The sequence below is a fragment of the Gardnerella sp. c11Ua_71 genome, assembly GCF_055818025.1.
Genome location: NZ_JARFVR010000005.1, coordinates 63,357 through 77,065, shown reverse-complemented (window position 1 = coordinate 77,065; position 13,709 = coordinate 63,357). Strand labels below are relative to the sequence as shown.

11 protein-coding genes are annotated in these 13,709 nt (G+C 41.7%); 1 reads left to right on the top strand and 10 read right to left on the bottom strand.

Features of this window, described 5'->3' with window-relative positions; all coding sequences use genetic code 11:
• Positions 1–31: 31 nt before the first annotated feature.
• The 3 genes from P0106_RS05125 to P0106_RS05115 are packed head-to-tail and all read right to left on the bottom strand — an operon-like array spanning position 32 to position 3,958.
• Positions 32–1,054, bottom strand: a complete 1,023-nt coding sequence (locus P0106_RS05125) for a co-chaperone YbbN (RefSeq protein ID WP_473730527.1) — start codon at positions 1,052–1,054, stop codon at positions 32–34.
• A gap of 57 nt (positions 1,055–1,111) precedes the next feature.
• Positions 1,112–2,137 carry a DUF8094 domain-containing protein gene (locus tag P0106_RS05120; RefSeq protein ID WP_415707008.1) on the bottom strand — a complete coding sequence of 342 codons (1,026 nt, stop codon included), beginning with the start codon at positions 2,135–2,137 and terminating at the stop codon, positions 1,112–1,114.
• A gap of 15 nt (positions 2,138–2,152) precedes the next feature.
• Entirely contained in the window at positions 2,153–3,958 is a 1,806-nt protein-coding gene (locus tag P0106_RS05115; RefSeq protein ID WP_254596649.1) for a hypothetical protein, read from the bottom strand.
• Between the two features lie 247 nt (positions 3,959–4,205).
• Between P0106_RS05115 and P0106_RS05110 the strand changes: the two genes are divergently transcribed.
• A complete protein-coding gene (locus P0106_RS05110) occupies positions 4,206–5,201 on the top strand; it encodes an FKBP-type peptidyl-prolyl cis-trans isomerase (protein ID WP_004114189.1) in 996 nt (331 codons plus the stop codon).
• A gap of 156 nt (positions 5,202–5,357) precedes the next feature.
• On the opposite strand, the gene nucS is transcribed toward P0106_RS05110, so the two are convergent.
• The 7 genes from nucS to P0106_RS05075 all read right to left on the bottom strand — a co-directional run bounded on the left by nucS (position 5,358) and on the right by P0106_RS05075 (position 13,673).
• Positions 5,358–6,146, bottom strand: a complete 789-nt coding sequence (gene nucS, locus P0106_RS05105) for an endonuclease NucS (protein ID WP_119675958.1) — start codon at positions 6,144–6,146, stop codon at positions 5,358–5,360.
• 41 nt (positions 6,147–6,187) lie between these two features.
• Positions 6,188–7,663 (bottom strand): amino acid permease, encoded by a 1,476-nt coding sequence (locus P0106_RS05100; protein ID WP_473730526.1) that lies wholly within the window; start codon positions 7,661–7,663, stop codon positions 6,188–6,190.
• Positions 7,664–7,741: 78 nt separating this feature from the next.
• Positions 7,742–10,516, bottom strand: coding sequence for an ABC transporter permease (locus P0106_RS05095; RefSeq protein WP_410310046.1), 2,775 nt, complete (start codon positions 10,514–10,516; stop codon positions 7,742–7,744).
• Between the two features lie 21 nt (positions 10,517–10,537).
• Positions 10,538–11,239 (bottom strand): ABC transporter ATP-binding protein, encoded by a 702-nt coding sequence (locus P0106_RS05090; RefSeq protein WP_065189554.1) that lies wholly within the window; start codon positions 11,237–11,239, stop codon positions 10,538–10,540.
• 79 nt (positions 11,240–11,318) lie between these two features.
• Complete coding sequence (locus P0106_RS05085) at positions 11,319–11,939, bottom strand: DUF5701 family protein (RefSeq protein WP_004114180.1); 621 nt, start codon at positions 11,937–11,939, stop codon at positions 11,319–11,321.
• Between the two features lie 51 nt (positions 11,940–11,990).
• Entirely contained in the window at positions 11,991–13,058 is a 1,068-nt protein-coding gene (locus P0106_RS05080) for an aspartate-semialdehyde dehydrogenase (RefSeq protein WP_473730525.1), read from the bottom strand.
• Positions 13,059–13,091: 33 nt separating this feature from the next.
• A complete protein-coding gene (locus P0106_RS05075; RefSeq protein ID WP_102720853.1) occupies positions 13,092–13,673 on the bottom strand; it encodes an ACT domain-containing protein in 582 nt (193 codons plus the stop codon).
• Between the last annotated feature and the right edge of the window lie 36 nt (positions 13,674–13,709).

Below are 13,709 nucleotides of genomic sequence, written 5' to 3'. Positions count from 1 at the left end.
CTTTTTATCCATCAGGTGCAATCATCCATAATCAATAAAGGAGAATTGCTAAGCGACGACGCGCACGATTCAAACGCTCATCGCCAGCTGGAAGCATCGCAAAATACTCAAGCATACGTTCTTTAATAACATCTGCACTATCGCGATGACCAGCAAGAAAATCAAGAAGTCTACTAAAAGCATCTTCAATATGACCATCAATCATATCCACATCTGCTACAGCAAGCTGAGCGGAAGCATCACCAGGATTATCACCAGCAGCCTTGCGCACAGCCTCCACATTTGTGTTTGTATTTCTGCCAAGAAGCAATGCTTTAGCGCGTTCGCGAGATGCCAAAGAATCATTCGGGTTAGCCTGCAATACTTTTTCATACTCACTTGCAGCTAAAGCATAATCGCCATTCATAGCCGCCTCATGCGCAATTTTGTGTTCTGGTGGAACATCAGAAGAATCTACAGAATCCGCAGAATCCGCAGAATTATTGCCTACACCAGAATCACCTGCAGAATCACCTGAATCAACATAAGGAACCATCCCAGCTACACCAGATTTTTCCGCAACTTTAACCAACTGAGGCAGAATATCATTACAAATCTGCTGCAACTCATCTGCACTAGGCAATCCCTGGCAAATAGGCATTGGTCTGCCTCCAACCAATCCATATACAGCTGGAAGCTGCTGTGCGCGTAAAGCTTGAGCAATTGATGGGCTTTCATCCGCATCAATACGAGCAAGCTGCATTCTGCCATCTAACGCAGTAATAGAATCCGCAAGTTTTTGTGCTAAATCGTAAGAAGTTTCATCGCTTTTTTGCCATACAAGCAAAATAATTGGAAAACTTACAGAAGTCTGAACCATTGCCTGAAAAGTTTGTTCATTAACATCAATCACATACCCACAAGCAGGAGGCATCTTAGACTGAGGTTTTCCTGACTTTGCAGCCGCTTCTCGTTTTGCAAGAGCTTCTGCTTTGCGCTTTACACCTTCCAAGTCCACTGCTCCAGCCAGAGAGAATCCGCCTGGGTTCATACCCATCGATTGTGAATCAACCATAATTTCCTCTTTTGCTTATATTGCTTACAACTTTGCTTATATTGCTTATACAACTGCTTACAGGGCTTCTACCTTTATAGGCTGACGCTCCGCTCCCACAGGCACAATCTGCGCATTAGAGCCAGCTGGTGGAACAACCATTGCTACAACATTTACGTAAGTTACACGCATTGTAGAAGTAGCCTTAGCATTTCCAAACAAAGCTTTCTCCTCGTCAGACGCTGGTCTTGATTCTCGACCTTCTCCAGCTCTTCTAGTCCACACGGAGTCAATACGCGCAACCACTAAATCACTACCATCGCTTGCGCGCATAACGCTAATCTGATTTGGAACTGAAGCAAAAACCTGTTCCTGAGAACCTTTGTTTCGCTCCATTCCCGCTTGAACAGTCTTAGATAATTCTGCTAATTTTGCGCGCAAATAATCACTAGCAAAACTCTTTGCAAATTTACTAGATTCTCCTTGCTGCAGAACATCAGCATAAGCCGCTGCTGCCGCATGAGGAGTCATAACAAGGCCAGAATCATTTGCTTTACCCATTGAAGCGCCGATTGAAGAAACAGGGAATTTTGGCAGACGCACACCAGGGAACAGTCTTGCAACTGCCCACAATTTATAGTTTGAGCGTGCCCTATCCTGACGGATCACCAACAATCTCTTAGACTGCTGGTCTTTTGTTGTAGTAGTAATCGTCATCAAATCACGAGGCCAGTTTGCATTCGTAGGCACAATAGTCTGAGCAACTTCACGAGGAATTGTTGTTTTTGGATCCAATTTTCCTGTTTTAGCCGCAATCGCAAGCTCACTAGTTCGCACAAGCATTGCAGGACCACTCATATAGCCATCAAGATTACTAGAATTCTTCTCTTCATTCGCGCGCTCTAGAGACCTCAAAACTCTTAAACGTATATCTTTTTCTCTAATAGACGTTACGTTTGGAAGCTCCTTTGTGCCATGCCCCTCAGCGGCTTTAGGAACTTGACCATCGCAAGCGCTAAGAGCAAAACACATAATTAGCGACATTATTGTAGCGAATGTAAATCTTACATAATATTTGATTTTATGCGCATAAAACATAGTCATACTTATTTTCCACACTCACTTTTGCTCATTTCCACGCGCATTATTTTTACGCTTACGATTCTGGTTATAGTTTGAATTCGTGTTGCCACCAGCGTTTCTGTTATTTGCATTATTTTCGCCGCTATTTCTATTACGATTATCTAATTCGTTAGATCGACGATTTTTGCCATATTTTTGCCCGCGCTGACTATGCTGATTATTCTGACTATTCTTACGCTGGTCGCGATGATTACTCAAATCACGATTATTCCCTTGATTTCGCGACTTGCTGCGATTATTTAACTTTTCATTGCTTGAGTCGCAAGCCTCCGCTGATTTACTACGATTATCCCTATATTTGCGATTTTCTACATCTCTACTACTAGAACGACCATCTTGATTGTCATGCGAATCACGATTTCTTCTACCATATCTACTATTGCGGTTGCCGCGATTGCTATGACTCGACTTTCTAGAATTATTATTGCTACTATTCCCTGAATATTCCTTTGAAGATTGCTTTTTATTAGAATCATCATTCAAAGAATCTTTGGAATCACGTATAGCATCTTCATCTTTAAAAGAATCATAGGAAGATTTATCAGAAGAAGCATCAGAAACTTCTAAAACAGTAGACGAATCGCTATTATTCTTGGAAACATCCGAGAATGATTCACTAGCAAAACGAGCAAAATAAGACTGCAAATCTTCTTTAGAAATCACAGCAGTTTCATCCAAAGATGGAGTTGGAGAAGAATTTAAACCAGACTTTACGTTTACAGACAAATCCACGGTTGCTTGCGACTTTGCAACACGAGTTTTTGAATGAGAACCATGACGAGCATGAGAAGCTGAAGAACCTTTATGCCTTGACTTCTTATCTTTAGCAAAACTGCCAAAAATACTAGCCATTGTGCCAGCAAAAGCATCTGAGAATTTAACTTCTTCGTCTCTGGATACACTTTCTACAGTAATAAGACCACTTCTACTAGCCACCAAACGCTTATTACGCCTGCGATGTGGAGCCATAGCGAACACAGAAGCAGAAAGGACACAAAGCAGAGCAAACAGTGCTCCAACAAAATACAAAGGAGTTGCAAAATCTGGAAGATTGTGTCTACGCCAACGAAACTCTACGAATGCTTCAGGAGAATTTTTACCTAAGTCAATAATCAGCACGCGTCGAGAAATCCTTGCACGCAATGCGGATGAAACTTTTTGATGATTCGACTGGCTATTTTCTTGATTTGCTTGATTTTCTTGATTTACAGCATTGCCACTGCTCAAATCTCCAGGAACAATGTTCTCAGATTGTTCAAAATCTTCCGCATTAACAAACAATTTAGCCAAACCCATTTGGCAAGTAGCATTAGTCCACAAATCTGAATCTTTAAAATCTACATCTTTAGAAGCCTTAGAATCAGAGTTATTCGCGGAATCTACAGAATTTTTGTTATTCACATCTGACTTTGCAGAATCATCCGCCTTCATAGGGACAGTAGAAAGATTCTCCCAATCTTGCAAACCAGTTATTCTCTGTACAGAGTAGCCACGAGTCCACCCACGAACATCTTTAGCCAAACCAACTGCTACACAAATCGGCTTACGAGTATTAAGAGCCGCAACACTAATTTTTACGCGGTAATCCACAAGATTTAAAACACCTGGATCCGTAACAATGTATCTTGAACCATACACGTTTGTATGAGCCGAAACAATAGAGTTTGGCTTCCAAACTGTGGCATTAAGAACACCAAGAACAATACTAAGCACAGCAAGCAACCCAAAAATAGGTGCCACGATTCCTCGCATAAACTTAGCTCGTTTTGTAGGTCGTTGCATCAAACCTCTTTCTGCATCCTAATCAGCAATAAATCATGCATTATGCTTGTAATCAGAGCATGAATTCTTTTTGATATTCGCCTTAATAATCGTCATATCGTATTTGCTCCTATCTATTCTACAATCTTTCATAATCTTTTATAATTAATCGATTGTTATATTTATTAATCTTTTACAATTCTTCGTAATATTTAATATATTTGCTACTGAATAATTAAAATCAGACTCAAGCGATAGTCTTAAACCTATGAGAAAAACCAGATTATACACAATCAAATCTTTTGCAATACGCGCAATTAGCACAATTAGCGCTGCAGCCTTGTGTTTTACAATGGCATCTTGCAGCGGGAATAGCACGAATGATAACGGAATGGCAGACCCAGCCGCGAATGCTGCTGGAATGCAAGTTTTAGGCGGCGTTAAGGCTAGTGGAACTTTAGGCAAACAACCAAAGGTCGATATAACTACTCCTATAGACGTAAAGCCAAATTCTTACGCCATTTTGCAAAACGGAAACGGTGCTAAAATCCAAGAAAATAGTCGCGTATGCGCTAATGGCATTGTGTACAATGCTAAAAACGGCAAAGAGCTTATGAACACATGGAAACAAGGCAAACCAGATTGCTCAATCGTTGTTAAAAAAGGCGTTACGAGTAAACCTTATTATGCACTGTTTAAGGGAAGAAAAATTAATTCCACGATTGCATTTGGTGTGCCTGCAAATCCGCAAACTAAGCAAGATGCGTACGTAATGGTGTTAACTCTTGTTTCTTCAATGAAATCTCTTGAACGCGCAACAGGCAATAAAGTTAAGGATATCCCTGAAAATCTGCCGAAAGTAACTCTGAGTAAATCTGGAGAACCATCGTTAGATAAGAATAACTACGTGCCAGATGGAAAGTTGGTTTCTCAAACTTTGATTGAAGGAACTGGTAAAGAGGTGACCAAAGAAAGCACTGTAACCGCTCATTACACTGGCTGGACTATCGATAAAGACGGCAAATTGCATCAATTTGATTCGTCATGGAAGCGCGGCACGCCTGCAGACTTCTCTCTTGCAGGTCAAGTGATTCCAGGATGGACTAAAGGCTTAGCTGGGAAGAAAGTCGGATCTCAAGTTCTTTTGGTAATTCCTCCAGAAGATGGCTATGGCAAAGAAGATAAGAAGGATGCACAAGGAAATGTAACAATTCCTGCAAATTCAACGCTTTACTTTGTTGTAGATATTCTCTATGCTTCCTGATCTATTAATCTCTTAATGATTAATTCTCTTAATGATTAATTACCAATCGAATCATGCCGCGCTTGAATAAATCTTGCGCGGCATTTTTATACGTAAATTTACGTAAATTTACGTAAATTTCGTAATAAATCACAAATAAAACAGAAAATCGTTAAGCTAAAACAGGCGAAGATCGTTAGACTCAGCACCGCGCATTTCATCGTAATCGAGGATTAAGCAAGTAAAGCCACGATCCTCAGCCAAAACTCGCGCTTGTGGGCTAATAGTCTGCGCAGCAAAAATGCCTCGAACTGGTTTAAGCAACGGGTCTCGATTCAATAACTCGCAGTAACGCGTAAGCTGCTCAACACCATCAATACCACCGTGTCGCTTAATCTCAATAGCAACGTGAACACCGTTTGAATCCTGCGCCATAATATCCACTGGACCAATAGCAGTAGGATATTCTCGGCGAACCAATGTAGCACCATCGCCAATACGCTCAATTTGCTCAGCCAAGTAGCGCTGCAAATGATCTTCTACGCCATCTTTAACAAGACCTGGGTCTGTGCCTAAATCATACGAAGAATCGCTATAAACGTGTTGCAGAACAATGCAAAGCAGATCATTACCCTTTTTTGCAGCAATTTTTAAAACAGTTCCGTCGCTAAAAACACGCGAAAAGTCGAAAGCATCCGCGCTACAAGCGCCGACAGAACCATCTGAAGAAACAGAACTCGAATCGTCGCACCCATCAGAACAATCGTTCTCTTTAGAAACATTTCCATCAATAACACGCATAGTGCAAGGAGCAACCATCCAATTAAGAGGTTTATATGACCCTAACTCTGAAAAAATCAGTACACTACCATCAGCCTTAATAAGCAACACGCGCTTAGCTGATGGAAGGCTTGCATTAAGCCTACCCGTATATTCTGCACTACAATCCGCAACAATAATTCGCACACAAAAAGCGTAACATAAATCGCGTAACTAGCTATCCAGAGCTACCTACCCAAAGCCGCCGCTAAATCGCGATTCTGCCAATGCTGATGCAGAGCGCAATAGCCTCCAAAAAGAACAAGCCAAATAAGACCGCCAATAGCAGATCCACGAGTATCCTCGCTAATAAACAGCGTTATGTACACAAACACAAAGAATGCAATAGTAAGAGAATTAAGCAGCTTATAATGCGGCATAACAAAACCATCTGGCATAAAATCAGCAGAAGCACGGTACTTTCTGTGCGTAACCATAATCAAAATGTAAATCATGATTATCACTGCAGAAGAGGCAGAAGCAAACACTATAAACGCTCCGTGAACTCCAGGAATCGAGTTAATAATCGGCGAGAACAGAATTAGTGCAGCAGAAAAAACGATTGCTCGTGCAGGAACTTTAGCGCGCGAAACCTTGCGCAAATGCGAAAGAACAGGAGAATTAGATTCCAACGCAATCTGATACATGTGGCGTCCTGCAGAATAAAGCAGCGAATTAAGCGCAGAAGATGCGGCTGTTATTACCACAAAGAACACAAGCGCCGAAGCCCAATGAAGCCCCGCATATTGGAAAACCATTATAAACGGAGACATATAAACTCCCTGCGCATTAGTTGCCTTAAACTGCTGCCAAGGAACAATTAGCATAATCGCAATCAGCGCTCCAACGTAGAAAATCAAGATTCGCATAATAATCTCGTTGATTGCCTTTGGCAAAACTTGGCGAGGATTCTTAGTTTCCGAAACCGTAACGCCTACAAACTCAATAAGCTGGTATGCGTAGAACACCATTTGGAAACTCATCAAAAATGCCAACCATCCATTTGGCATAAGCGAGAAATTATTGAATATATTGTCAAAACCTGCGTGACCAGCAGGACTTACAACACCACCATGAAGCGCTGTTGCTGGATAATGATATCCGACTACAACCATCACAATTGCTGTAGCAATAAGAGCCACAATCAACGTGATTTTAATCATTGAGAACCAAAACTCGGTTTCACCAAACAGCTTTACAGCAACCAAATTTATACACACTAAAGCAGCTAAAAACACTACTTCTATAAGCCATTTCCAACTACTTACGTCTATGCCAAAAGTCTGGAAAAACGTAACACAATACGTACTTACAGCCGTAATCTCACTCATGCCAATAAGCACAAGCACTATCCAATACGACCATCCTGCAAAATTGCCCCAGCCTTTGCCCAAGTATTTAGTAATAAAACTAATAAACGTATGCTGGTTTGGATCCTTGTACATAAGTTCGCCAATGCCTCGCATAAGCAAAAACATGATTAATCCAACGATTATGTACACAAACACAATGCTTGGACCCGTAAGACTAATGGATTTGCCCGAGCCTAAGAATAGTCCCGTGCCGATTGTTCCGCCTATAGCAATGAATTGCACATGCCTTTTTGTAAGGCTGCGCTCCATTTTGTTAGTGTGACCATTGTTAGTGTGGTCAATATCACTCATTGCTATAACTCCATTCTTTTAGCCGTGAGCTTTCGATTTTATAAGAACCCGTAAATATTTGAATTTCATTATTCAACTTTATTCAACACTTTTAAGCGAACTAACAGGGTCAATGCGGTCCAACGCGGGATTAGTTGACCATTGAACGATTAAAGCAAAGACCAGCGTTGCAAAGCCAGCAATAGCGTAGCTTAATGGAGATACTTCAACCTCAAAATACAGAGAAGGCATGCGCAAAGCATTTGTTAACAAGCCTGCAACCAATCTTCCAAGAGGCAGACCAACAAGAATACCAATTACAGTAAGAGTAAGCATCTCCTTATGCACATAAGCATGAACTTCTCTACGATAAAAGCCAAGAACCTTTAAAGTTGCCATCTCTCGCGTGCGTTCCGAAATATTAGTGCTTGCCAATGTAAACAGCACAGCTAACGCCAAGCCTGCTGCAAGAGTTACTATAAGCGCTACAACAGCATTCATTAAATCAAAGCTAAACGAATGTTTCATGCGCGTAATGTTCATAACAGCTAACACGCCATCCCTATCTGACACATGGTCTGCGTAACGCATTTTTGCATCATCGTCTCCACGAAGGCGCAATATTAGCGCATTATTCTTAACGTTTTTCCCATTTTTAAAACTGAATATTCTTTCATAGCAACGAGAAGTCATATAGATATTTGAACCAATAAGATTACGCACGATTGCACGCAACTTCACTTTTGCGCGCTTAAAACTGGAGTTTGTTATTGTAATATAGTTTCCATTCGCAATTCCCAACGACGATGCTGCGCTCTGCGAAAGAAGCGGACCATCATCATTAAGCGAAATATTTTGCAAATTATTGTTAACATCTTGTAGACGAACCATATTAGACAAAGCTGCAGCATCTTTAACAACTACAATTTGCACGCTTTCAGAATCTTCAACGATTTTATTATGCGAATTGTTATTGGAATTGCTATTAGATTTACCATTATTCGCATCGCTTTTTGCGATTTCCCCAGAACTAATGTAGGCAGGCAAAATAACATCAACAAGGTTGTTGGATTTATCTTTCTGCACACTTTTCTTCATATTTTGGAATGCGTCTGGAGCGGAAATAGAAATCATATCGTAGCGGTAAATGCCATCATATTGGCGGATTCCAAGAGTTGCTACAGTATCGTTTAATGCTAAAGCACACACGATTAATGCCGTGCAACCAGCTACACCGCCAATTGTCATAAATAGTCTGCCTTTAAAACGAGCCAGATTCCTTATAGATACTTTGTTGAGGAAACTTAGACGATTCCAGATAAAAGGTAGATGTTCAAGAAGCACGCGAGCGCCAGCTTTTGGAGATTTTGGACGCAATAATGCCGCTGGCACTTGCCTTGTCTCCCTCCAGCTTACGATTATTGTGCATATTGCAACTGGTATTACAAACGCGAGTACACAAATCGAACCATAAAGCCAGTCGTATCGTAAAACAACTCCTGGAACTGTGTACAATCCGCGCAAAATCTTAAGTAATAAAGATGGAATTGCTAAGAATCCTAGAATATCGCCAATTCCGCCGCCTACTAGACAGGCAAAAATCGCAAAGAAAGCGTGCCTTGTTATTGCTGCGCAACGTCCATAGCCTAAGCTTAAGTATGTTCCAATTAGTCCTCGTTCTTCTTCTACCATTCTTGCCATAGCTGTTAGGCTCATCATCATTGCCACTACAAGAAAAAGCACTGGAAAAGCGTATCCAAGAGATTGAATCGAGGCAACATCAGAACGCAGGCGAGTATAGCTTCCGTTTGATATGCGAGCAAAAATATGCCATCTTGCTTGAGGAACATTCTTTTGCACTTCTGGCTTAATTTTTGCGTAAATTTGCGCGCGAGCCTTAGCCAAAACCGAGTCGGGAGCGTTCTTAAGCATCGGCATATTGGCTATAGTTTGATCTACTTTTTGATTAGTTTGATCTTCTACAACCTGATTTGTGCGCGACTCTTGGCAATCGCTTTGCACGCTGTCTTTAATCTGGTTTGAAGCATTTGCCACAATTGCGCGATACTTTTGCGAAAAATCGTTAACGCGTTGAGCCTCATTTAGTCGCACATACATAGCTGTGTATGGAAGATTATTTGTGCTTTCAGTAATCGCAGAGGTAAAAATAGGGTAGCGTGATATTACGGAATTGCGGAAAGCTTTTGATTGATACCCGTTTGGATTGTCCAAATCGTTTACGTCTAACACACTTCCTGTAATTAGAAGCTTATATTTTTGATTTTGAATCGGTTGATTAGACGAATTAGATTGATTAGTGACTTGTTGCATACTCAAAAACAGTGTGCTACCAATACGCAATCCGCTATTGTGCAAAAATCGCTCGGTTACTACAGCTTGACGATTGTTTGTTGGCATATTGCCACGCATTAAATGCAGACGATTCAGTTTTTTAACATTGTGATTATATTGAACTACGTTCATTGCATAAGACAAATTGGCATTATTCGAAGGATGAGCAGTAGCTTTAAACGACTTTCCCGCCTCTGCTTCACTAACAAATGGCAATTTTTTGATTGCTTTAACATCTTTGTCAGTCAAACCAAGCGTAGAAACAATTTGTAGGTCGTAAGCTTTGAGCTTAGAGTAAGTGTCATTTGCTCCAAGAAGCATATCGTTGCATCCTGCATAAATGCCAGTCATAACAGCAACGCCAAGCATTGCTATAACTGCTAGTATGCAAAAACGACGCCATTCGTGAACCCACATTCTAATGGCGCTAATAAAAACCATTGGCAAAATAGAGCGTGAGCGCTTATTGCGAATCGCATCTTTGCGCTTGATTTTCTTAGATTTTACAGTTCCGCTACTCACTACAAATCACCACTCTACAAATCACCATTCAATATCTGCAATTGCCGTCGGATTTTCTTGTACTGTTTCGCTTACGACTTTTCCAGAATGGAATCTCACAACTTTATGAGCCATAGGAGCAATAGCAGCATTATGAGTAATAATAAGAACTGTCATTCCTTCTTTTTGGCAAATATCTTGCAATAATTGCAAAACAGCTTTTCCGGTTTCATAATCTAGTGCACCCGTAGGCTCATCGCATAAAAGCAACTTAGGCTTTTTAGCAAGTGCGCGCGCAATAGAAACTCGCTGCTGCTCGCCTCCAGAAAGTTGTGCTGGGAAATTATTAAGTCTTTTTTCCAAACCTACGTCAATAAGCGTTTGTGCTGGATCAAAATGATCTGAGCAAATTTGTGAAGCAAGCTCTACGTTTTCTAACGCTGTCAAGTTTGGAACGAGATTATAGAATTGGAAGACAAAACCAATATCTTCTCTTCGATACTTTACAAGCCCACGACCATTTAGCTTTGTAATATTTAAATCACCAACAGTTACACTACCGCTTGTTGCCGTATCCATACCGCCTAAAATATTCAAGGCTGTAGTTTTACCTGCACCCGAAGCCCCTAGTATTACGGTGAGTTTGCCGCGCTCGGCTGTAAAACTAGCATTATCTAGAGCGCGCACAACACTTGATCCAGATGGATACTCTTTTACAACATGATCAAAAGTTATGTATGCCACAATACACCTTGCTTACTGACTACCTGATGATGCTTTTGCTATCAACTTCTTAATTTATTAGATTAATATTTAATACTCTTCATTGGAATAGAGATACGCCACGACGCGCAGTACAATACGCGTTGCCAAGCCAAGTATGCCTTGAATTTGGCCATACAGCTCCAAGACGAGGAGCACCTTGACTCATCCAAATACTCGGCACTCTTCCATCGGAACTTTTAGACCCAAGAAGATTAAAACCATTTTTTATTTCAAGCCAATCTGGATGCTGAGTAACAACCGCCAATCCTTCTTCTAAAGTCAAAGGAAGACGCTCGTCTGAATCTATAAGTTTTCTGGCAACATCTGGCTCACGATTCAAATACGATGTACCTGTATGAGGGTCTAATGCCAAGTAAAATGGACCTTCTGGAGGCTCAAAACCATCTTGTGGCAGAAAACTAGCTATATCTCTAGGCGGCATTGTTGTAAAACCAGCCATACGATCAATACTCGTCCTAGAAATTAAGGATTCTGGCGAAACTAGCTCACGAGTAGGCACAAGAAGAATATTAGTACCCAAATCGCTTTGATCAAGAGCGCGAATAAGCGGCAAAGCTAAAGCACGAAACGATGCAGCACTCATATCTGCAACATCTGGGTAGCCAAGAGCAACAATGCGATCAAGCTGCTTTTGTATTTCTTGCGAAGCTATAGACATAATTACATTTTACGTAAAATTTTTTATAATAGCTAATTCGCGCAGGTCTAATCAATCTACAAGGTGTCGTTTTTTAGCTACGATTTCCGCCAATTGCACAGCGTTAAGAGCAGCACCCTTACGAAGATTGTCATTTGTAATAAACATTGCCAATCCGCGCTTTCCATCAACCGCTTGATCTTGGCGAATACGCCCAACGTAGCTCGCAGACTTTCCTGCAGCAAGTTGCGGAGTAGGAATATCGCTAAGCTCGACTCCCGGAGCCTTGCTTAATACTTTGCGAGCCATATCTGGAGTTACATCGCGCTCAAATTCGGCATTAATGCTCATTCCGTGACCAGTAAAAACGCCCACGCGCACGCATGTGCAGCTTGCTGCGAGCTTTGGCAGATGAAGAATCTTACGACTTTCGTTGCGAAGCTTTTGCTCTTCGTCGGTTTCTTGCGACCCATCCTCAACAATCGCGCCAATGAATGGCACAACGTTGAATGCAATTGTGCACGCAACTTTGGTTGGCTGCGGAAAATCAATAGCATCTCCATCAAACACAAGCTTATCCACGCCTTGATCTAAGGCAGCTTGCGCTTCATTCATAAGCTGCAATGCTCCAGCTCTACCAGCTCCAGAAACTGCCTGATAAGAAGATACAATAAGTCGCCTTAGACCAAAAGCGTCAGAAAGCGGTTTTAAAACAGGCATACACGCCATTGTTGTGCAATTAGGATTCGCCACTATTCCACGCGGAATATCATTTAAATCTTCTGGGTTTACTTCTGCAACTACCAGCGGAACATCGTTATGCATACGCCATTGAGAAGAATTATCTATTACAATTGCACCCGCATCCGCGAATCGAGGCGCCCACACTTTGGATGTTCCGCCGCCTGCGGAGAAAATCGCAATGTCAATTCCGCTTAAATCTGCTTTTTCTACGTCTTCTACAACAACATCTTTACCTCGATAGTTCAAAACAGTTCCAGCAGAGTGCGCGGAAGCCAAAAATCGCAAGTTTTTAATTGGAAAATCGCGCTCATCTAATACGCGACGCATAACCATTCCAACCTGACCCGTCGCACCTAAAACCGCAAGGTTTACGCCTGTATTGCTTATGATTGCCATTTTGCCTCCCTTATTTTGCGTGTTTTTACGCGATCAGCGCCCGCTTCCTCCATAAACAACAGCTTCGACTTTGCTTGTGTCTAATCCGTAGGCTGTGTGAAGCGCACGAACCGCCTCGTCAAGCTGTTTTACTGGAACAATCGCAGCAATACGAATTTCCGATGTAGAAATCATAAGAATATTAATACCGTGATCGCTTAGAGCCGTAAAGAAAGTGGCTGCAAGACCAGAATAGGTTTTCATTCCAACGCCAACAACTGCGACTTTGCCAACAGAAGGGTCTACATCCATAGACGTAAATTGCAATTCGCCGCGCGCGCCCTGCAATACCTTGCAAACGGCGTCTAGGGACGAGCTTGGAGCCGTAAGCGATATGTCAGCCGTTTCGGTGGATGCGCTTGCCTGAGCAATCATGTCTATGTTAACGTCTGCAGCAGCAAGAGTTGTAAACACTTTTGCAGCGTTTCCAGGCTTATCGGGAACGCCTCGAAGAGTAATCATAGATTCGCTTCTATCGTGTGCAACGCCAGAAATCACAGGGGTCTCTGGGCCTAAGTCTGGGAATAAATCGCCCATTGTTGAGCGAATGTCTACATTTGTTATTTTATTTGCCATTTTTGCCGCCTTATGTCTATTGCCTATGCGTTCTGT

What these genes read in the sequence shown, in the direction of transcription:
- P0106_RS05075 (WP_102720853.1), bottom strand. Translation starts at nt 13,673, where the DNA reads ATGGCAAATAAAATAACAAATGTAGACATTCGCTCAACAATGGGCGAT.
- P0106_RS05125 (WP_473730527.1), bottom strand. Translation starts at nt 1,054, where the DNA reads ATGGTTGATTCACAATCGATGGGTATGAACCCAGGCGGATTCTCTCTG.
- P0106_RS05100 (WP_473730526.1), bottom strand. Translation starts at nt 7,663, where the DNA reads ATGAGTGATATTGACCACACTAACAATGGTCACACTAACAAAATGGAG.
- P0106_RS05120 (WP_415707008.1), bottom strand. Translation starts at nt 2,137, where the DNA reads ATGACTATGTTTTATGCGCATAAAATCAAATATTATGTAAGATTTACA.
- P0106_RS05110 (WP_004114189.1), top strand. Translation starts at nt 4,206, where the DNA reads ATGAGAAAAACCAGATTATACACAATCAAATCTTTTGCAATACGCGCA.
- P0106_RS05080 (WP_473730525.1), bottom strand. Translation starts at nt 13,058, where the DNA reads ATGGCAATCATAAGCAATACAGGCGTAAACCTTGCGGTTTTAGGTGCG.
- P0106_RS05115 (WP_254596649.1), bottom strand. Translation starts at nt 3,958, where the DNA reads ATGCAACGACCTACAAAACGAGCTAAGTTTATGCGAGGAATCGTGGCA.
- P0106_RS05085 (WP_004114180.1), bottom strand. Translation starts at nt 11,939, where the DNA reads ATGTCTATAGCTTCGCAAGAAATACAAAAGCAGCTTGATCGCATTGTT.